Source organism: Mucilaginibacter angelicae (genome assembly GCF_042434235.1).
Taxonomy (GTDB): domain Bacteria; phylum Bacteroidota; class Bacteroidia; order Sphingobacteriales; family Sphingobacteriaceae; genus Mucilaginibacter; species Mucilaginibacter angelicae.
Map to the genome: position 1 here is coordinate 25,273 of NZ_JBHLTS010000020.1, position 21,252 is coordinate 46,524.

The window sequence follows — 21,252 nt, forward strand, 5'->3', positions numbered from 1 at the left end:
TATTAAATTCTGTAGTTGGAGTAGAGGATGTAAAGCGGATTACGCCGGACAGGCGGGGCCTGGCTATTGTAAGCGCATACTTCTTTTAAAGTAATTCTTTCCAGCGAAGCAGGAATGAAAAATACTGGTATAATTAAAGCAAATGAGTTTTTAAAGGTCAAATCGGTTTTAGCCGAAAAATGATTGTCCTTTACTTTAATATTTGTTTCAATGGTTTTACAGCAATCATTATTACCAGCCTTGCTGTCCATTTTGGATGAGGAAGCAGCAGACAGGGATACATCGGCTAATTTACCACAGCAGTAAAACTTGTTTATGGTAACCCCATAAACAGATACTGAGTAAATCAGGGCGAGTAATATAACTGCTATCTTTTTCACGATGCTAAATTAAGGCAATTCCCCGATTCATTTTTATATAATTATGGTAAAATTTTATGGAATTATGGAAAATGCTATCTATTCATTTTCTGCTATTTTTTTAAAGCTTTGAACCTGCCCGGTGTTATACCGGTAACGCTCTTATATGAAATAGCTCAATAAAGATGCCGGGAATGCATTCAGAGCGTTTCTGTGGTTTATTGAATAGCCAAAAAGCATTATAGTTTTAATTGCTTTTGCAGCCTCTTTTCGCTAACCGCTATGTTGAATACCGCCGATAATACAAGCGCTTTCCAAACAGTGGGGTTCAACAGCAGCATCAATTTGTGATATACCCTGCTATCCTCCCCCATTTCACCGCATTTAATCATACCCTTATTATAAATACTTGTTTTCCAGTCGCCCAATGCATTTATGCAATCGAAATACTTAAATTGATAATTAAAGGATAATTTATGGTCATTTTTTAGAATTTAAACACAAATAACAATTTAAATTATTTCAATAAAAACAAGCAATTACAATATAAAAAAATAATAATTAAATCAATTTAATATAAAATACAAATCAAAAAATCAATTTTATATCATTTATCGTAAATCTTATTTAGGTTGTGCAATCGATTGTATTTTATAATAATTTTACGGTTACCCAATTAACCAATACTGCCGATCCGTCGGCTGCAATCTTTAACCAGCAAACCAATGAAACCAATATGAAAGCTTTACACGGTGGCCATAACAATCTCCATCAATCCACAGATGGACCGCCCACTACCCCTTGTATCCATTTAGAGTGTGAAAATTTTAATCAAACCCAATTATGAAAAAAAACCGACTTTTTATTAACTGGAGAACGCTGCTTTTACTGATCTGCATCAGCACGCTCTCTATGTCACTTTACGCACAGGACAAAAAGCTTAGTGGCAAGGTAACCGACGATAAGGGCTCAGCATTGATCGGTGCAACTGTAAAATTAAAATCAGGCCGTTCGGCAACATCAACCGATGCTAACGGCAAGTTTTCTATTAATGTGCCCGCCAATGAAACGGCTATCATCGTAACTTATCTTGGTTATGTCGACCAGGAAGTGCCCGTTAATCCATCAAGCGAAAACATCGTTGTAAAACTTTCAACCAATTCGCGCAGCCTTAATGATGTTATTGTGGTGGGTTACGGCACACAGCGCAAAAAGGACGTTACCGGTTCCGTGGCTTCCATAAGTGCCGCAAATTTGCAGGAAGTACCTGCCCCTAACGTTGTTGACCAGCTTAAAGGCCGTGTTGCCGGTTTGGATATTACCAGTGTAAGCACAACGCCGGGCGCAGTTGGCCAGATCCGCTTGCGTGGCGAACGTTCATTTGCAACGTCAAACTCAACTGCCAATAACCAGAACGGTCCGCTGTTTGTGGTTGACGGCATCCCGTTCATCGGCGGCAGCCTTAATGACATTAACCAGGACGATATTGTAAGCGTGGATGTATTAAAAGATGCATCTGCAGCAGCTATTTATGGTTCAAGAGCATCGGGCGGTGTAATTATTATTACTACCAAGCGGGGCAAAACCGGCAAAGCCATTGTAAGTTACGATGGTTATTATGGTATAAGCCATATTACCAAAGAGTATGATTTTATGAACGGCCCGCAATATGCTGCCTTTAAACGCGAATCAATTGCCGGTAATTCAAGTGCAACATCACCTAATACAACCGCCTATCCCTTTACCACGGCCGAGCTTGCAGGCATTGATAAAGGTACCAGTACCGACTGGCAGAAATTCATTTTCAGAAACGGTTTTACTACCGATAACCAGCTGAATATATCAGGCGGTAATGAGACTACCCAGTTTTCCATCAGCTCGGGATATCATAAGGAGAAAGGGATTCAATATGGTCAGGATTTTGATCGCGGTTCATTAAGGGCAGCTATTGACCATACTGTAAGCAGCCGGATTAAGGTTGGGTTAACTACTTTTCAAACATTAACACATACCAACGGAGCTAATTTATTTCCTTTATATAACGCGGTAACCATAAGCCCCTTAACTTCGCCATATAACGCAGATGGCTCAATTAACCTACTGCCTATGACCGGCTCTGTGGATCAGCCAAATAGGGTCAATCCTTTAACTATCCAAAACAAGTACATTCAAAACACCAACAGGAAGCTATACTCATTCAATACTTTATACGGCGAGATCAAGATCATTGATGGTTTAAAATACCGCTTTAATGCAGCCTTAACTTACGGCCAAAACCAGGGTAATAACTATTTGCCTGTAAATACAGCATACAACACGGCTACATCGCCAACGCAAACCAACGAAAGCGTGGCCAACTCCGAAAATTACACCTGGCTGCTTGAAAACATCCTGACCTACGATAAGGTATTTGCGCAAAAACATCATATCACTTTCACCGGTTTATACAGCACCGAAAAAGACCATAGCCAGGGCCTGCAGGTATATGGCGTAGGTATGCCTGCAGATTACCTGCAGAGCTACAACCTTTTCCTGGCTAACCAGATCAACTTTTCGGCAACCAACCAGCCAACTTTTTCAGATCGTGGTTTAATATCATACATGGCCCGCGTAAACTATGCCTTTAACGACAGGTACCTGCTAACTGCCACTGTACGCACAGACGGTTCATCAGTGCTCGATTCTAAACACAGGTATTATACCTACCCGGCATTTGCCTTAGGTTGGAATATCGACCGCGAAGACTTTATGAAAGGTGCTGAATTTGTAAGCTCGTTGAAATTAAGGGCCGGTTACGGTGTAACTGCCGATCAGAATGTGAGCCCTTACCAGATTCTTGGTAACCTGAGCAGCAATGCCTATAATTTTGGTTCAAACGGGCAAAACGGTTACCTGGTAACCAACCTTTCAAGCTCGTTGAAATTTGAGCATACCAACAACTATAACCTTGGTCTGGATTTTGGTTTGTTTAATGACCGCCTTACCGGTTCTATTGATGTTTACAAGCAAAAAACATTTGATATTTTGCAGGTGCAATCACTACCGCCAAGTAATGGTGCAGGCTCTACCACTGTTAACGCCGGTAATTCAAAAGGCAAGGGCTTAGAGGTTTCCTTAAGCAGCATCAACATCAGGAATGCTGCCGGTTTTAACTGGAGCACCGATTTCAATATAGCTTTTGCCCGCAACTCTATAGTTTCATTACATGATAACCTGCAGGCCGATATTACCAACGGTTGGTTTGTGGGGCAGCCATTTAATGTAATTTATGATTATAAGAAAATAGGCATCTGGCAAACCAGCGAAGCCTCGCAAGCTGCTGTTTACGGGCAGCGTCCGGGCCAGATAAAAGTGCAGGACGTTAACAACGATGGCAAAATAAACGCCAGCGACCTTCAGATCCTTGGCAGTTACCAGCCTAACTATACTGCCGGTTTAACAAACAGGTTCAGCTACAAAGGTTTCGACCTGTCATTTGTAACATTTGCGCGGATGGGCCAGAAAGTGGCTGTTACCTATCTTGGTTCTGACTCCGGCGCACAAGGGTATCCTTTCTTTAACCAGGGCCGTGTAAACCAGCTAAATGTAAACTATTGGACCCCCACCAACCCAAGCAATGATTTCCCTCGTCCTGATGCTAACCTGAGCGGTGCAACCTACGCCTCTACCCTGCAATACCGCGACGGCTCATTCATTAAAATGCGCAGCATTAATTTAGGTTATACATTTTCGGGAGAATCGATAAAGAAAGCCGGTATCCGGTCGCTGCATGTTTATGCAACCTGTACCAATCCGTTCATCATTTACTCGCCACTGGTTAAAAGCGGCTTAGCTGTCGATCCTGAAGGTAACGGTTACGGTAACCAATTGGCAGGTGCATCAAGTTTTTCAACCGATGCCTTAGGCCGTGCGGTTACAGTAGGCTTAAATAACCCAATGCCGCGCACATTTCAACTGGGTGTAAACGCAAAGTTTTAGTCATAAACAAATAAGATAGATAGCGATATGAAATCATATAAAAAAATAGCTGTTGTACTTACAACCCTGGGGGTTATAGGTGTATCGGGCTGCAAAAAAATATTGGATCAAAGCCCTAAAGCAAACGTTACACCCGATGTGCTTGCATCGGCAGGCGGCGTGGTTGGCGGTATTACCGGTGTTTACTCCGATTTACGGAACCTGTGGGGAACCGAAGGTTTCTTATACTACACCAATTTAGGTGTGGACGAAACCCTGGCCGGCGGCGGCGCCTCAAACGGCGGGGTTGCCTTTGCCACGTACAAGAATTATACAAATAACGTTTCGGACGTTTATAATGCACTGGGCGGCGTATTCAATATCGCTTACCAGGATATCAATACCCTTAACGGGGTACTGCAATACGGTGTAGCAGCTTTTCCAGATGCACCTACCCGTACGGCTTACCTGGCCCAGGCCAAGTTCCTGAGGGCCTTGTATTATTTCCACCTGGTTCAAACATTTGGTTCGGTGCCATTGCATACTACATTTATCAATACCGCTACCCTGTCTGATTCGCGTGCACCCGTGGCCGATGTTTATAATCAAATTATTAAAGATTTGACAGAAGCATCTGCCGAGCTGCAAAATAAACCCGGCGAAAATGGATCGCCTTTTGCCGGTCATGCGGCCACCAAGGCCAGTGCACTGTACCTGCTTTCAAAAGCTTATTTAACCAGGGGATGGTCAAGCGCTGCTCAGTCTGGCGATTTTCAAAGTGCGCTGACTACCGCACAAACGCTTATCAGCACTAAAGCAACCTATGGTGTCGATCTGTACCAGAATTATGCTGATGCTTATGCGCCAGCCAATGATGCAACCAACAAAGAAGATCTGTTTGCGATAGAGCATAGCACTGATACCAAATATGGTGATTTTACACCGGGAGCATCGGGAGGTAAAATCAATGGCTGGGCTTATTTCTTCAGGCCCAACTATCCAACGGTAAATGCTAACTATCCTGCATCAGGCGGCTCGGGCGTAATGACGCGTGATATTGCCAATGGCAGGCCGTTCTTCCGTGTGCGTCCTAATTATGATTACGTGAACAACGTGGCCTTTGCCGACAGAAGCAATGATTACCGTTACTGGAACACCTTCCAAACAACCTGGATAGCCAATACTGCCAATATCACTACCCCACGCGGGTCGCTTACTGTAGGTACGGATACCGCTATATGGATGCCGCCTTATGATCCCGGGGCCGATAAAAGGGCTTCATTTAAAGGGGTGATATTTTTGCCGCCAAGCGTAGCTGCTGCTACCACCGGTGCCAACGCATCTACTAATACCTTTTTCCCTGCACTAAAAAAGTTTGATGATCCCAACAGGCCAAGTGTAAACGATCCCTCTTCGCGCCCGGTGGTATTGTTCAGGTTTTCGGAAATTTATCTCATTGCCGCCGAAGCAGCCTATAAGCTGAATGATTTAACTACCGCCGCCAATATGATCAATGTGTTAAGGACCCGCGCTGCCTACCGCACAACTGGTATGCCAGCTAATGCTGTTGCCAATATGCAGATTACCCCGGCACAGGTAACCCTTGATTTTATTTTAGATGAGCGCACCCGCGAACTTTACGGCGAATCATTAAGATGGTGGGACTTAACCCGTACACAATCGCTGATCCGCAGGGTAAAACTATACAATGCTGAAGCGGCGCCAAACATCCAGGATTTTATGACCTTGAGGCCGATACCTCAAACCGAGATCAACCTGGTAACCCAGGGCCCACCAATTCCGCAAAACCCGGGTTTTTAACAATAAGGGCAAATGCTTTACAAATGGGGTTATGCACAATAACATAACCTCATTTGTAATTTAATGGAGCAGCACGGCTATATTTATGCAATAAAGGATATATGTCATCCTATAAAAACCTGATACGATGAATGCCAATCTGAAACTATTGTTTTTTTTACCTGTATGGCATTTATTCTGTCTTTTGATGGCGTTGCCCTTGCCCGGCAAATTCCATCGTTATCAAAAGGCAAGCTTACTGGCAGGTAGTTAAATTTCAATAAACCCATCAAACAGCCAACATGAAAAAGATTTTTAGCGTATTTATATTTTCAATAACAATGGTATGTATTGAGCCGGTAAAAAATTACGCACAGGCACCCGGCCAAAAAAGTTATATAGTTAACAAGGCTGCAACCGGCTCCTTCCCGCTTTCGGCAGCGGGTAAGCCTGCCCCCATATTTGTTAGCGCGGATGAATTTCCAGGAGTAAAAAGAGCTATAAAGAGTTTAACCAATGATATTAAATCGGTTACACAAGCTGCACCACTTTTAACTGAAGGACCAGGCAAGGGCAAACAGATAGTGCTAATAGGCACACTTGGCAAAAATGAGCAGATAGACCAGTTAGTTAAACAGAAAAAGATTGATGTTACCGCTATAGCCGGGAAATGGGAAGCCCACCTCATGCAGGTTGTACAAAGCCCCTTTCCCGGTGTTGAGCGTGCGCTGATAATTGCAGGGAGTGATAAAAGAGGCACCATTTACGGGGTATATGACCTATCGGCACAGATAGGGGTTTCGCCATGGTATTGGTGGGCCGATGTACCTGTAAAGCCGCAAAGCAACCTCTATATTTTGCCCGGCCGCTATACCGATGGCGAACCGGCAGTGAAGTACAGGGGAATATTCATTAATGACGAAGCCCCTGCGTTTTCGGGATGGACGAAGGAGAAATTTGGCGGGGTGAACCACCTCATGTATGAGAAAATGTTCGAGCTGATATTAAGGCTCAAAGGAAATTATTTGTGGCCTGCCATGTGGGGCAATGCTTTTAATGATGATGATAAACTGAACCCGGTACTGGCCGATGAATATGGCATAGTAATGGGCACATCGCACCATGAACCTATGGACAGGGCACAGCAGGAATGGAAACGCTACGGCAGCGGCGAGTGGAATTATGACAAGAACAAGGAGGTATTAAAAGCCTTCTGGAAAAAAGGCATAGAAAATATGGGATCGAAAGAAACCATTGTTACCGTTGGGATGCGGGGCGACGGCGATATGCCAATGACCGAGGGCAGCAATATTGCCCTGCTCGAAAACATTGTAAAAGACCAGCGCCAGATCCTGAGCGAGGTTACCGGTAAAGCCGCCGATAAAACCCCGCAAATGTGGGCTTTATATAAAGAAGTACAGGATTACTACGATAAAGGCATGCGTGTACCCGATGATATTACATTGCTGCTGTGCGATGATAACTGGGGCAATATCCGTAAACTGCCCGCTCTTACTGAAAAACCGCGTAAGGGAGGCTACGGGATCTATTATCATTTTGACTATGTTGGCGGTCCACGTAATTATAAATGGTTAAATACCAACCCCATATCCAAAGCCTGGGAGCAAATGCATTTGGCTTACGAATACGGCGCGCGCCAGGTATGGGTTGTTAATGTTGGCGATCTGAAACCGATGGAGTTCCCGATCAGCTTTTTCCTGGATTATGCATGGAACCCCGGTAAATGGCCGGCAAAGCGCCTGCAGGAATATACCGAATTATGGGCTAAGCAGCAGTTCGGCGAAACTTACGCCAAAGAGATCGCCCGTATTTTATCAGCCTATACCCTATTTAACGGCAGGCGAAAACCCGAGCTGTTGGATCAGAACACCTATAGCCTAACCAATTACCGCGAGTTTGAAACCGTTGTTCAGCAATATAACCAGTTAAAAGCAGATGCAGAAAAGTTAGCCGGCAAACTGCCTGTTCAATACAAAGATGCTTATTATGAACTGGTTTTGCACCCCGTACAGGCCTGTGCCAATTTAAATGAGATGTATTTTGAGGCGGCCAAAAACAAACTGTATGCTGCCCAGGGCCGTGCTGCCGCCAACACCTCAGCTTTAAAGGTTAAGCAGTTGTTTGAAAAAGATAAGGAGATCTCGCATTACTATAACACGGAACTGGCAGGCGGTAAGTGGAACCATATGATGGATCAAACGCATATTGGATACACCTACTGGCAGCAGCCACCGGTTGATGTAATGCCAGCGGTAACTGAAATTACACTGCCGGATGCAGCACAGATGGGTGTAGCGGTTGAAGGTTCGGAAAAAGCCGCCTTGGCCGGTGGAGCAGCAAGCCTTCCGGAGTTTTATCCGTGGATTAGCGGCGGGCATTATATTGAAATTTTCAACAAGGGTAAAACTGCATTTGATTATTCAATTGAATCTCCTGCGGGTTATGTAATTATCCATCCCAAAGCAGGTAAAGTTGCAGAACAGGAAAGGATCTGGATCAGCATTGACTGGAGTAAAGCCCCCCTTAAAATTTCACATGTGCCGGTAATAGTTTCCGGCCCTGATGGCAAAGTAACAATAGATCTAACTGTTAACAATACCGCCAAAACCGCTGGTGTGTTTAATGAACATAACGGTTATATAGCCATTGAAGCCCCGCATTACCAAAAAGCAGTGGCAACCAAGCCTTTGTCATGGTTGGTTATACCCGGCTACGGACGCACATTGGCCGGGGTTACCCCCTGGCCGGTAACCGCTAAAAAGGCAGAGCCGGGAGCAAATAGTCCACACCTGGAATATACTGTGAATCTAACAGACACCGGTCATATTGCGCTGCAGGCTTATGTATCGCCAACGCTTGATTTTAAGCATAAAGGTGGTTTGTTTTATGCCATTTCTGTAGATAATGAACAGCCGCAGCAAGTTAACATCACTACTGCTGTTGATAGCGAGGCCTGGCAAAAAGCGGTAAGCGACAATGTACGGATCCTTATAACTAAACATTACATAACCAAGCCCGGCATCCACATCATAAAATACTGGATGGTTGACCCTGGTGTTGTTTTGCAGAAAATTGTTGTTGATGCAGGTGGCCTGAAACCGAGCTATTTAGGCCCACCGGAACAAAATTAAGTTTTAACAAAAAAAAGTTTTTTAATTCCCCTCTTGAGAGGGGGCGCGGAGGACAGAGCGTTAGCAGGGGTGTGTTTATGCGATTGGCTTATCAAAGCAGAAACACACCCCTCCGCCCCTCTCAAGAGGGGAATCGCACAATCCCGTACTTTTTTACCTCTGAGGTTAATCGAAATACGCTAATCAATCAACATTACCATCCCCGTTCCGGAGCGACGATTCGCGGATTATTAATTCTGATCTTAATATCAGGCTGTGGGTTTCCTGCAGATCATATTTATCAACGAGGTGATTGATCATCAGTTTGGCAGCAACTTCGCCCATTTCATAACCCTTATAATTTACGGTTGTGAGGTTGGGTTCAATTACGCATGACGTAGGATCATTATTAAATCCCGCAACCGCTATATCGTTTGGTATATTGATCCCTTCTTTTTTGAGGGCCTGCATACAACTCACGGCACAGATATCATTGGCCACGAACAAACCATCGGGCAAGGGCGACATTTTTAAAATTTCAGCGGCTGCTTCGGTACCGGCTTTGCTGCTCAGGTCATTTATAATTACCAGGCCATTATCAAACTCACGGTTATTTTCTTCCAGAGCCCTTTTATAGCCCCGAAAGCGCTCTGAATAAACATTTCGCAATTGGTTACCTGTGATATGGACTATCCTTTTGCAGCCTTGTTTGATAAGATGACCGGTAATATCGTAAGCGGCTTTATAGTTATCGATATAGATCTGCGGGCATGATTCATGATCAAAAACCCGGTCGAAAAATATAACCGGGATGTTCCGCTTGATGAATGGCTCAAAATGATCAAAGTTGGCGGTATCATAGGCCACAGAAACCAGCAAACCGTCAACACGGCTATTGAGCATCGCCCTGGCGTTACTTGCCTCTTTTTGCATACTCTCAAGCGATTGACTGATGAACAGGTTATAGTTATTGTTGTTAACTACCTTTTCAATGCCTGCAAGTACATCGGCCATGAAACTACTGTTAAGCCGCGGCACTATCACACCAATAACATTGCTTTGCTTTTTGCGAAGATTGCTTGCAAATGAATTGGACCGGTAACCCATTTCTTCAGCTGTTTTAATGATCAGCTTTTTGGTGGCTTTGCTAACCCGTGGATGGTCCTTAAGCCCCCTGCTCACAGTGGCGGCCGAAACATTAAGCCTGGCCGCAATATCATAAATGGTTATTTCTTTCTCACCTTCAGGCATGTGATATTTTTTATCAGTTTCAGAGCTTAAATATAAAAATTTAATACTGATTAAGAGCGAAATGAGCAATCGATTGCACATGCAGATCACATTTATTTAAATGGATCGGGGTTGGGTTTAAAATTAAAGGCTGCCATTTCGGGCAGCCTTTAATTTTTTATTAAGCGCTAAGCATTTCCTGGTATACCGGATAGTCATTGTAACCACGGGCATCACCACCGTAAAAAGTATCACGGTCGTAAGCATTCAGCTCAAGGCTATTTTGAAAACGGTAAACCAGGTCGGGGTTGGCAATGAAATGCCTTCCGTAAGCAACCAGGTCGGCAGTGCCTTTTTCAATAATGGAGTTGCCTTTTTCAAAATCAAAGCCGCCTGCTGCAATGATGGTTCCTTTAAAGATCTTACGCAAATGCTGGGCAGCAACAGGATCCAGGCCTTCCTCTACCTCAACAGCGCCTTTAATACGTGGTTCAATAATGTGTAAATAAGCCAAACCAAATTTGTTCAGCTGTTCCGCTGCATAACTGAACAGGGCAATAGGGTCACTGTCATGCATGGAAGCAAAAGTACCGCTCGGGCCTACACGTACACCTACCCTATCGGCTCCCCAAACGGATGCCAGAGCCTCAACAACTTCCAGCATAAAACGTACCCTGTTCTGTATCGAACCGCCGTAGATATCGGTACGTTTATTTGAGCCGTCCTGTAAAAACTGGTCGACCAGGTAGCCGTTGGCACCGTGAAGTTCCACGCCGTCAAAGCCAGCTTCTTTAGCCCTGATTGCCGCCTGGCGATATTCTTCTACCCTGGCTTTAACTTCGTCAGTTGTCATTTCGCGGGCAATATCAGCAGGTAACCAGCCAGTTGGGGTATAAACAAAATCCTCAACTTTAACTGCCGAAGCTCCTATCGGGTCGGCATTGCCGGGTTGTAAGCTTTTGTGCGATTGGCGGCCGACGTGAAATAACTGATCAAAAATGATCCCGCCTTTAGCATGTACGGATGCAGTTACCTTTTTCCAGCCTTCTACCTGTTCATCGGTATAAATACCGGGCGCGCCATAGTAACCATGGCCGGTTTCAGAAATCACGGTACCTTCTGCAACAATGTACCCGCCCTGGGTGGCACGTTGTGTATAGTATTCAACCATCAGGTCGTTAGGAATAAAACGATCATCAGAAGTACGCATGCGGGTAAGCGGGGCCATAACCACGCGGTGCGAAAGTTTATATGGTCCTAATTGAACCGGGGTAAAAAGCTTAGTTTCATTTGCAGCTGTTGCTGCGTTGTTTGCAGTTTGCATTATATTGATATTAATTACGTTATTTAAAATATTGCTCAAACAACTTTTACTGTTTGATTTGATAAATCAAAGATCGGGCTCAATGCAATGCAGAAAAAGATACAGTCGGCAACAAAAAAACAATATCAGTTGGCCGGTTTATGTTAGTTAATTGCAATACTATTGGCCATGGTAGCATGCTTGCCCGGATAAGCCTTATATTTGAGAATAGCATCTCATCATGGCCATCAAATCATTCCGGTACGAGCAGGTAATCAATAAAATTGAAGAAACAATTACCGGCCTTCAACTGCAGCCCGGCGACAAGCTCCCCTCGGTACGTAAGGTGAGCGGCGAGCTGAAAGTAAGCCTTACCACTGTAAACCAGGCCTATGCCATATTGGAGGCAAAAGGCTCCATCATATCGCGCCCCGGCTCGGGTTTTTATATCAATACGGTCAGCAAAAACGTACTGACCACCAGGCGTTTTATTCCTCTGCCCGAAAATGTGGAGGTAAGCAGCATGGCAGCAGCCATGATGAAGAATACCAATAAATACAGCGTAATTAATTTTTCGTCGCTTTCGCCGATAAACGAGTACCTGCCTATAACCAGGATCAACAAGGCCATGCAGGCTTCCATGAAGGAGGACAGCAACATATACCAGTACACCTTTCTGGAAGGGCACCCGCGTTTGAGAAAACAGATAGCCCTGCAATCGTTTGATTGGGATAAGAGTATTAAACAGGATGAGATCCTGATCACCAACGGATGTATGGAGGCCATTAACCTTTGCCTTGATGCTATTACCAAATCCGATGATATTGTTGCCGTCGAATCACCTGTTTATGCCGGGATCCTGCAGTGCCTGGAGAGCAAAGGATTAAAAGCTTTGGGCATTAATATGGATCCGGTTACCGGGCTCGACCTCGATGACCTCGAAAACGCACTGAATAATAACAAGGTTGCCGCCTGCATTTTCATGCCTGTATGTCAAAACCCTTACGGCTGCTCCATGCCTGAGGAAAACAAGATCAGGCTGGTAAAAATACTGGGCGAACGGGGTATTCCCTTAATTGAGGATGATGCATTGGGTGAACTTTATTTTGAAAAATCGAGGCCATTACCGGCAAAGGCCTACGATACTTATGATAATGTACTTTTTTGTTCGTCGTTTTCAAAATCATTGATGCCGGGTTTCAGAATTGGCTGGGTAGCTGCGGGAAAATATCTGGCCGAAATTGAAAAGCTTAAATTTGCCGAAAACATCTCTACCAATGGACTGCTGCAGGATGCCATAGCTCGCTTCCTGGAAAGCGGCAACTATCAAACACACATCAAAAGATTGCGCCAGTTTGCAAAAAAACAAGCCTGCCAATACAGAAATGCTATTCTAAAATATTTTCCTGAAGAAACAAAAATAACTGAGCCGGTGGGTGGTTACAGCTTATGGGTTGAACTACCCGAAAATGTGAATGCGCTGACCCTTCAACGCGAGGCCCTTAAATTCGGCATCGGTTTTTGCCCGGGACAGATCTTTTCGGCTTCCAATCATTTTCAGAATTTTATGCGGATAAACTGCTGCCCCATGTGGACCACCCGTATTGATGACGCTTTTAAAACTTTAGGAAAGCTGGTAAGGTCAATTGGGAACCGGCAGGTTTAATAATTTAAGACTTACGAAGTTTTAAAACTTCGTAAGTCTGGATCCTACAACTCGTCGATAGGTGCCTGATATTAAAAGTCGGCATCAAGCACAACCCTGTAGTTTGCTTTACCCGAGTTTAAGTGGGCAATGGCTTCGTTTACTTTGCTCATCGGGAAATGCTCAACCATAGGGCTGATGTTGTGGTGCGCAGCAAAACGCAGCATTTTATCCAATACTCCTCTTGAGCCACCCGGCGATGCGGAAACAGATTTTTGAATCCCCAGTAAAGAGATCACCGACACCGGGATTGGTTCGTAAATAATACCTACAAAATGCAGCCTCCCTTTTGGCCCCAGCATTTCAATGATCTTATCCCAATCTAAGGGCACAGCAACCGTAATGATGATCAGGTCGAATTTTCCTTTTAACGCCCCCCATTCGGCAGTATCACGGCTGGACACGATATAATCTGCTCCCAGTTTTTTTGTCTCTTCGGTTTTTGAGGCAGACGACGAAAAAGCAGTTACCTCAGCACCCCAGGCATGGCAAAATTGAACCGATAAATGCCCAAGGCCGCCAATCCCGAATACCCCTATCCTATCAGTAGGCTTTATGCCAAACTCCATCAGGGGGCTAAATACGGTAATACCGGCACAAAACATCGGGCCGGCATCTGCTGCGTTTACCTCTTCAGGAATAGGGACAGTCCAGATCCAGTGCGCACGCACACGTTCGGCAAAACCACCATGATGCCCCCATATGGTAGCCTTTACGGTGGTGCACAGGTTTTGGTCCCCGTCTAAACAAGGGCCGCAATGGCCACAGCTTTCGTTTGTCCAGCCTATGCCTACGGTTTGGCCAATGCTCAATCCTTTGCTTTTGGCCACATCTCCTAACGCCACTATTTTGCCCGTTATTTCATGGCCCGGTACAAGCGGAAAAGGAATGGTGCCCCATTCATTGTTGATAAAGGCTAAATCAGTATGACATAAGCCGCAATATTCTACCGCTACTTCTACTTCTTCGGCACCAAGAAGGCCCGCTTCGTAGCTAAAAGGTTGTAATTGGGCACCCGGTTCCATAGCTGCCCATGCTTTAATTGTCGACATCATGATGAATGTTTATTGGTTGTTAATTGGTTGATTTTAAAGTCCCCCGGTACAAGTGAAAAAATCAATACCTGCATTTTATTGATCTCCTGGAAATGCCACTTTTACGCCATCGAATAACAAGCTTACTATCAGATAATTAATTTAACCAAGATAAGCATTTGGCATTTCATATCGTAAATTTCAGCAACTGATTTCGATTTATTCCTGATATCGTTCAAGCAAATCCAAAATACAATGAAAAACAGTTGTGAGATCTTAGAAGCTGTTTAAAATTGGTAAATATAGTTTACAGGTAGATAAAACTTCATTGCCGTTGGTTTTAACCAACGGAACAATGAATAGCGATAAGAGGGCTTCAGCCCAAATCCGCTTGCATAATTAGGCTAAAGCCAAGACCTTTCAACTTATTTACCGTTGGTTAAAACCAACGGCAATGAATATTTTGCATTTTTAAACAGCTTCTTACAAAGTCAGGTACAGAAAAATTGAACTTACTGTAAAATAAGGCACCACGTAAAAGGGATCCCCTTTTGGAAATCCCTTTTTATTGAAAAACTATATAGCGGTTAATTATAAATCAAATACCAACATTCTATCCTTTTGCCTGGTTAATCTCGTTAACAGCATTCTCCGCAGCACTTGCTGATGAAATATCATTAATTTTTTTCCGGGCTTCTTCAATTTGTTGCAATGCGGCAATAAGCTTAGGAGCGATACCATACCGTTTGAAATTTACAGCAAGATCCCTGATGGCCTTAATACCCTGCAATACATGTTGTTTGTTTTCCAGTTTGCCTATCATTTGCGGCAGCGAGCCCCGTGCAAGGTCAAATTTCACCTGCACCGATCCTTTTTCGAGCGCATTGATCACATATGGCCATTCCTTATCCGAACCATTGGCAGCATAAACATTAACAATGGCTTGTCCTAATTTCCCTTTGTCATCAGCTTCCATGCTTTTGGCAGTTTGGAAGGCTGTTTCGGGTTCTACACTATTTAATGCAGTAAGTGCTGCGCCTTTAACGGTATATGACGGGCTGGAAAGTGACGTTTTATAAATATCAAGATAATCTTTGGATTTGGTTTTCCCTAAAACGCCTATAGCGGCAGCCCTTACAGGGTAGTTTTTATCATGCAGCGCAATATCGGCCAGGATTGGCAAAGCAGCTTTTGATACTTCAGCACTATCCATTTTGAGCGCCCTGATCGCTTTTATCTGCAGGCCATGATATTTATCTTTTAATGCAGCAAGAACAATTTCCATACCCTCCTTTGAAGTCTGCTGATCAATGGCCGCATTCAACGCCTCTAACCGATCAAGGAAAAGCGGTGCATGATGATATTGAAAGTCAAATTCAGTTAAGTCCTTATGGTCGGTCTTTTTAGTAAGGAGTACTTTATCAGCATCAACATTAACCAGGTCAGGCTTTACATCGCAATTAAAGCTCAGTGTATCGTTTTTTTGTGTAAGCCAAACTTGTTTTCTTATAACTTTCCCTCCGGCATACAGATCCACAGCTATCGGCAGGCGGAACGTTTGGCCTTCCTGCTTTTGGCTGATAAATATTTTTTGCTGATGACCGGCCGCATTCCATTGATAAGTGATATCCAGCACCGGGTGACCTGCGCCGTAATACCATTGGTTAAAAAACCAGTTCATGTCCTTTCCGGATATTTCTTCCATGGCCAGTCGAAGATCATGTACCTCACCATTTTTAAACCCACGGGTTTTCAAATAAAGCCCTAATCCTTTAAAAAAGGCATCATCGCCCAGGTAATTACGAAGCATGCTTAGCACTAAGCCACCTTTATCGTAAATATTTGCGCCGTTGATCCCCTCCTCATCCGTGTACACAAAGGGTGTTAAAGCCTGTTTATAAGCAGTGCCATTATTCAGATAAGCCTGCAATTCGTCGTAGCGTTTGGCATCCCCGTCATCTTTGCCGTATTTCTTTTCGTTCCAATATTTCTCGCCAAAAACAGCGAAGGATTCATTAAGCGTTTCGTTGCTCCAGCTTTCGCAGGTAACCAGGTCGCCAAACCATTGATGAAACAGCTCGTGAGCAATTGTTGTTCCGCCTGAACCGTTAGGGTCGTCGATCAGGTCCCATGGCGATTTCTGTACGTATTCACCATGTAAAGTGGCCGAGCTATTTTCCATAGCACCAAGCGGATAATCCCTAACAACCACCTGGCTGTATTTTTCCCATGGAAAATCAACACCTAATGCTTTTGAGTAAAACTCGATCATCTCCGGCGTTTGCCCAAAAAGCTGTTTAGCATAAGGGGCATAAGCCGGTTCCAGGTAATAGGAAACCTCTTTATTGCGCCATTTATCTTTATAGAGCTTAAAATCACCTATCGCCATCATAAACAAATAAGGGCAATGCGGCAGCGACTGTTTCCAGGTATCGGTACGTGTACCATCGGCATTGATTTTTTGGCTGATAAGTAAACCGTTTGATAACGTAGTATATTTTGCAGGCACCGTCATGCTTACCTGTTCGGTTGTTTTCTGATCAGGTTTATCAATGGTTGGGAACCAGCAGGATGAACTTTCAGCCTCACCCTGTGTCCAGATCTGGGTTGGTTTTCCCGGCTCTTTACCTAAAGGATTTACAAAATATAAGCCCTTACCGTCAAGTTTAAAGCCGGGCTTATCGTGCAGTTCGTTAGGTTTAGCTGTATAATCAATAAACAGGGTGTAATGTTCCTTTTCGGTATATGTTCTGTTTAACTGGATAGCTAAAGAAAGACTATCTTCATAACGATAGTGAAGGGGAATAACCTTCCCGTTCTCAACAATACCAATGGTTTTAATGTCCATCCCCTTGGCATCAAGCCTTACAGAATCTGTTGGATAAAAATGCGGCTTCAGGGTAACCCACTCCTTCCCGTTTAAGTAAGATTTCTGATAATCAAACTTTACATCAAGCCGGGTATCAATCAGATCATTGATTTTTGGGGCTGAAGCATGATAATAAGGTTCGTTGGGAGCATGATGATTAAGTTGAGCTATTGCCGAAGTAGATATCCCGACAGTAAACATCAACCCTAAAAATGAAGATAAGTATATTTTTTTCATTTAATAAAACGTTTTACCAACCGCTAATATACGTATCTGTATGGAGAAACTACCTTCAAACAAAATGAAAACAACTTACTATTCAGACAGGGAATGCGTTTGTTTTGTGTTGTTGATTTCTGTGCTGCAAACTTTTTTCCCCGCCGGAGCATTTTTTTCACTAAAGTAAATCTCCAAAGTACCTGACACACACAACCGTTTAATACAGCTACAGTATGATATTCAAATCGTTGGCATTTTCAATTTGTCATTTGATTGTGATTATTCGGCTTAAACTTGTTATAACACAGCACATTTTCTGTTTAAAGGCCATGTATCCAAATAATTACAAAACATTTTAGCACGATGGCCTATTTTTGCCTTAGTTAATCAGCACTGTGAAAAGGTATAATCAAACCATAAAACAATATATAGTACTATCACTCTTAGTGATATACCAATTTGTTGGCTGGGTTCACCTTGCTTATCTGCCACGTTTAAATTACGCCAGTAGTGTTCATACTGCCTCAAGTATCGACTTTCTGCATAAGAACACCAATGCAAACTTACCACGGGTTCAGTTTCAAAGAAGTTTCCATTCAGTTGATGAAAGCCGTAAAAGCTTAACAGCTCCTTCAAGACTTCTTATCCTGTTTTTTGCGTTTTTGCTTACAAGTGCAATAGCGTTAACCTCTGTTAAAAAACCAAACAGTGTGTTGGCTTCGGTATACTCACATACCCCGTCTTCTTATCTCAACCTGCGTACGCTCAGGATCTGAGCATTATTCATCTTTTGAATTTGCTGATCAGGTGCTCACCGGCATCAAGGCATCAGTAATGTTCTGTCAATTTTTTTTGCCTTTTTCCCGGCATTGAAATTCTGCAGCGTTCAAATTCTTTTTTCATCCTAAAAATTTAATCAGAATGGCTGTTTAAGGTCATTCTCTATAACAACAACCTGTTTTTGCCATGACGCGCATACCAATAAATATTTATGGCTTAAAGCCGTTTTTATTTGCAGGCTTACTTTCCTTATCATTAACTGCCGCAGCGCAAAATAATAATAAGAAGAAGCAAATCCCTGTACCTGAAACCGTTCCGGATACCAGCACGATAGGTTTCCCTATTATTCCAAATGCTACCGACGCCGGTAAAAACGGCGGCGAGTATTTAACACTAAAACAATGTATTGATTATGCATTGGTACATCAGCCTGCCTTAAACAAAGCACTGATAAACACGGATATTACCCGTACCACCAATTCCATCAACTTAGCGGCCTGGCTGCCGCAGGTTAATGCCAACGGCAATTTGATCCACTATATTCAGCAATCAAATGCAAACATCTCCACCGGGGTAGGTACAAGTACCGGCACCACCACAGCCGGCGGCGGCTCAGGTACGGTGCGCAGCAGCTATTCCAATACTTTTATTCCTGAGTTAGCTGTATCACAGGCTATTTTAAGTCCAAGCCTGTTATATGCAGCTAAAAGCGCTCCCTTGCTGGTAAAACAAGCGCAGCAGCTTACCGATAGTACCAAGATATTTTTGGTTTCGGCAGTTAGCAAATCCTTTTATAATGTATTGCTTACCCTACAGCAAATTAATGTTTTAAAGGAGGATACCGCCAGGCTGGGTAAAAACCTGCGGGATACCTATCACCAGTACAAAGGCGGAATTGTTGACGAAACCGATTACCTGCAGGCCACCATCACGCTCAATAACTCTGTTGCCCAGTTAAAGCAGGCCAACGAAAATATCATCCCGCAATATGCTGCCTTAAAACAATTAATGGGTTACGAGCCCGAAAAGAATTTTAATGTAAGCATTGATACTGCCCAAATGATGGCCGATATCCAGATTGACACCACCCGGCAACTGGAATATGAAAAGCGGATAGAATACAAGCAAGTGCAAACACGCAAGGATCTGCAGGTGCAGCTTACTAACTATTACAAATACGCTTATTTGCCAACCATATCGGGCTTTTTTAATTACAGCTTGCAATATGCCAACAACAACTTTTCAAACATACTGTCAAAGTCGTACCCCAGCTCTATTGTTGGTGTATCACTCAGCATCCCCATATTTACAGGATTTGCCCGGTTGCATAATGTGCACAAATCGCAATTACAGGAGCAACTGATCCATTGGGACGAGGTTGACCTTAAATCGCAGCTGTACAAGGAATATACCTCCGGGTTGGCCAGCTACAAAAGCAATCTGTTCGGTTTTAACGTTCAACGTAAAAATGTGGCCATGGCCCGGCGGGTTTATTTTGTAGTTAACCTGCAATATAAACAGGGCGTTGTAGCCTACCTTAATGTGATCACCGCAGAATCAAACCTGATCACAGCCGAAATCAATTACACTAACTCGCTTTTCCAGCTGCTCTCGAGCAAAATTGACCTGGAAAAAGCGATGGGAGATATCACCTATTAATACCCAAAAAACCAAACCATGAAGCGCGTATTTTTAAATGCCATTTTTATAAGTATTGTAGTTTTTGCAGCCTGCAAAAAGAAACAACCGCCACAAAACACCGAGGTGCCTGTAAACCTGTATAAGGTAAAGGCCAAAAAGGTGTTGTACTATGACCAGTACCCCTCTACAACTGCGGCACTAAGCCAGGTAACTTTATTGCCACAAGTGCAGGGTGCCATTACAGGTATATTTTTCACCGAAGGCTCACAGGTAAAAAAGGGACAAAAGCTATATGAGATTGATAAAAGGATCTACCAGGATAGTTATGATGCCGCCGTTGCTAACCGCAAAGTTACCCAGGGCACCCTTTTACAGGCCCAGCAGGATGCCGACCGTTACGAATATTTAAATAAGTATAATGCCGTTGCCAAGCAACTTTATGACCACGCCGTGATCACACTGGAAAATGCCAAAAGCCAGGTTCAATCGGCAGATCAAGCTGTAAAAACGGCTAAAACCAATTTAAACTATGCCGAGGTATATGCTCCTTTTGATGGCACTATTGGTCTTAGCCAGGTTAAATTGGGCAATGTTGTTACAGCGGGTACTACCATATTAAACACTATATCAACCAATGACCCAATGGCTGTTGATTTTGTGATCAACGAAAAGCAATTGCCCAAATTTGAGCGGCTGCAGCAAATCAAACATGAGCCAACCGACTCGCTCTTCACCATTTTATTAGCTGATAATTCGCTTTACCCTGTAAACGGAAAAATCTCGGTGATTGACCGGGCAGTAAATTCACAAACAGGCGCTATCACTATCAGGCTGGTATTCCCGAATCCTAAGGGGATGTTAAGGGTTGGCATGAGCTGCGTTGTTCGTGTACATAACCAGGAACCAGGGCCGCAAATTGTGGTGCCGGGTAAAGCGGTGGTTGAGCAAATGGGCGAATACTTTGTATACACCGCCAAAGACAGCCTGATGAATAACCCTAAGGCAGGTGCCGATTCGGCCAAAAACAAGATAAAGAAACTGGTTGCATTGCAGAAAAAGGTGCAGGTGGGTGAAACAATAGGTGCCAACATGATCATCAAAAGCGGCATCAATGATGGAGAACGTGTTATTGTTGATGGCGTTCAATTACTGCACGATGGTTCAAAAATAACCACCGCCAATAAAGTTGGGCCATCTGCCGGAGGCAAAGGCTCCCGTTAGTGG

The 21,252-nt window shown here is 43.7% G+C and carries 12 protein-coding genes; 7 read left to right on the forward strand and 5 right to left on the reverse strand.

Going from position 1 to position 21,252, the window contains the following annotated elements:
* Positions 1–2: 2 nt before the first annotated feature.
* On the reverse strand, positions 3–380 hold the full coding sequence (locus ACFFGT_RS08480; protein WP_377022087.1) for an HYC_CC_PP family protein: 378 nt from the start codon (positions 378–380) through the stop codon (positions 3–5).
* An 822-nt stretch (positions 381–1,202) separates the two neighbouring features.
* On the opposite strand from ACFFGT_RS08480, the gene ACFFGT_RS08485 reads away from it, so the two are divergent.
* The 3 genes from ACFFGT_RS08485 to ACFFGT_RS08495 all read left to right on the forward strand — a co-directional run bounded on the left by ACFFGT_RS08485 (position 1,203) and on the right by ACFFGT_RS08495 (position 9,268).
* Positions 1,203–4,337 carry a SusC/RagA family TonB-linked outer membrane protein gene (locus ACFFGT_RS08485; protein ID WP_377022088.1) on the forward strand — a complete coding sequence of 1,045 codons (3,135 nt, stop codon included), beginning with the start codon at positions 1,203–1,205 and terminating at the stop codon, positions 4,335–4,337.
* A 27-nt stretch (positions 4,338–4,364) separates the two neighbouring features.
* Complete coding sequence (locus tag ACFFGT_RS08490; RefSeq protein WP_377022089.1) at positions 4,365–6,137, forward strand: RagB/SusD family nutrient uptake outer membrane protein; 1,773 nt, start codon at positions 4,365–4,367, stop codon at positions 6,135–6,137.
* Between the two features lie 281 nt (positions 6,138–6,418).
* Complete coding sequence (locus ACFFGT_RS08495) at positions 6,419–9,268, forward strand: glycosyl hydrolase 115 family protein (RefSeq protein ID WP_377022090.1); 2,850 nt, start codon at positions 6,419–6,421, stop codon at positions 9,266–9,268.
* 183 nt (positions 9,269–9,451) lie between these two features.
* Here ACFFGT_RS08495 and ACFFGT_RS08500 read toward each other — a convergent pair whose 3' ends face one another.
* Both ACFFGT_RS08500 and ACFFGT_RS08505 read right to left on the reverse strand, forming a co-directional pair.
* Positions 9,452–10,498 (reverse strand): LacI family DNA-binding transcriptional regulator, encoded by a 1,047-nt coding sequence (locus ACFFGT_RS08500; protein ID WP_377022091.1) that lies wholly within the window; start codon positions 10,496–10,498, stop codon positions 9,452–9,454.
* Between the two features lie 160 nt (positions 10,499–10,658).
* Positions 10,659–11,801, reverse strand: a complete 1,143-nt coding sequence (locus tag ACFFGT_RS08505; protein ID WP_377022092.1) for an alkene reductase — start codon at positions 11,799–11,801, stop codon at positions 10,659–10,661.
* Positions 11,802–12,021: 220 nt separating this feature from the next.
* On the opposite strand from ACFFGT_RS08505, the gene ACFFGT_RS08510 reads away from it, so the two are divergent.
* Complete coding sequence (locus tag ACFFGT_RS08510) at positions 12,022–13,446, forward strand: aminotransferase-like domain-containing protein (protein WP_377022093.1); 1,425 nt, start codon at positions 12,022–12,024, stop codon at positions 13,444–13,446.
* A 71-nt stretch (positions 13,447–13,517) separates the two neighbouring features.
* Here ACFFGT_RS08510 and ahr read toward each other — a convergent pair whose 3' ends face one another.
* Positions 13,518–14,540 (reverse strand): NADPH-dependent aldehyde reductase Ahr, encoded by a 1,023-nt coding sequence (gene ahr / locus ACFFGT_RS08515; RefSeq protein WP_377022094.1) that lies wholly within the window; start codon positions 14,538–14,540, stop codon positions 13,518–13,520.
* Between the two features lie 592 nt (positions 14,541–15,132).
* Positions 15,133–17,625: a M1 family aminopeptidase gene (locus tag ACFFGT_RS08520; protein WP_377022095.1), complete on the reverse strand. Its 2,493-nt coding sequence runs from the start codon at positions 17,623–17,625 to the stop codon at positions 15,133–15,135.
* Positions 17,626–18,002: 377 nt separating this feature from the next.
* Between ACFFGT_RS08520 and ACFFGT_RS08525 the strand changes: the two genes are divergently transcribed.
* The 3 genes from ACFFGT_RS08525 to ACFFGT_RS08535 all read left to right on the forward strand — a co-directional run bounded on the left by ACFFGT_RS08525 (position 18,003) and on the right by ACFFGT_RS08535 (position 21,249).
* On the forward strand, positions 18,003–18,383 hold the full coding sequence (locus tag ACFFGT_RS08525; RefSeq protein ID WP_377022096.1) for a hypothetical protein: 381 nt from the start codon (positions 18,003–18,005) through the stop codon (positions 18,381–18,383).
* A gap of 190 nt (positions 18,384–18,573) precedes the next feature.
* A complete protein-coding gene (locus tag ACFFGT_RS08530; RefSeq protein WP_377022097.1) occupies positions 18,574–20,046 on the forward strand; it encodes a TolC family protein in 1,473 nt (490 codons plus the stop codon).
* An 18-nt stretch (positions 20,047–20,064) separates the two neighbouring features.
* The gene (locus ACFFGT_RS08535) at positions 20,065–21,249 is read left to right on the forward strand and encodes an efflux RND transporter periplasmic adaptor subunit (RefSeq protein ID WP_377022098.1); all 1,185 of its coding nucleotides are present in this window, start codon (positions 20,065–20,067) and stop codon (positions 21,247–21,249) included.
* The last annotated feature ends 3 nt before the right edge of the window (positions 21,250–21,252 follow it).

What these genes read in the sequence shown, in the direction of transcription:
- ACFFGT_RS08495 (WP_377022090.1), top strand. Translation starts at nt 6,419, where the DNA reads ATGAAAAAGATTTTTAGCGTATTTATATTTTCAATAACAATGGTATGT.
- ACFFGT_RS08500 (WP_377022091.1), bottom strand. Translation starts at nt 10,498, where the DNA reads ATGCCTGAAGGTGAGAAAGAAATAACCATTTATGATATTGCGGCCAGG.
- ACFFGT_RS08530 (WP_377022097.1), top strand. Translation starts at nt 18,574, where the DNA reads ATGACGCGCATACCAATAAATATTTATGGCTTAAAGCCGTTTTTATTT.
- ACFFGT_RS08535 (WP_377022098.1), top strand. Translation starts at nt 20,065, where the DNA reads ATGAAGCGCGTATTTTTAAATGCCATTTTTATAAGTATTGTAGTTTTT.
- ACFFGT_RS08505 (WP_377022092.1), bottom strand. Translation starts at nt 11,801, where the DNA reads ATGCAAACTGCAAACAACGCAGCAACAGCTGCAAATGAAACTAAGCTT.
- ACFFGT_RS08520 (WP_377022095.1), bottom strand. Translation starts at nt 17,625, where the DNA reads ATGAAAAAAATATACTTATCTTCATTTTTAGGGTTGATGTTTACTGTC.
- ACFFGT_RS08485 (WP_377022088.1), top strand. Translation starts at nt 1,203, where the DNA reads ATGAAAAAAAACCGACTTTTTATTAACTGGAGAACGCTGCTTTTACTG.
- ACFFGT_RS08510 (WP_377022093.1), top strand. Translation starts at nt 12,022, where the DNA reads ATGGCCATCAAATCATTCCGGTACGAGCAGGTAATCAATAAAATTGAA.
- ahr (WP_377022094.1), bottom strand. Translation starts at nt 14,540, where the DNA reads ATGATGTCGACAATTAAAGCATGGGCAGCTATGGAACCGGGTGCCCAA.
- ACFFGT_RS08490 (WP_377022089.1), top strand. Translation starts at nt 4,365, where the DNA reads ATGAAATCATATAAAAAAATAGCTGTTGTACTTACAACCCTGGGGGTT.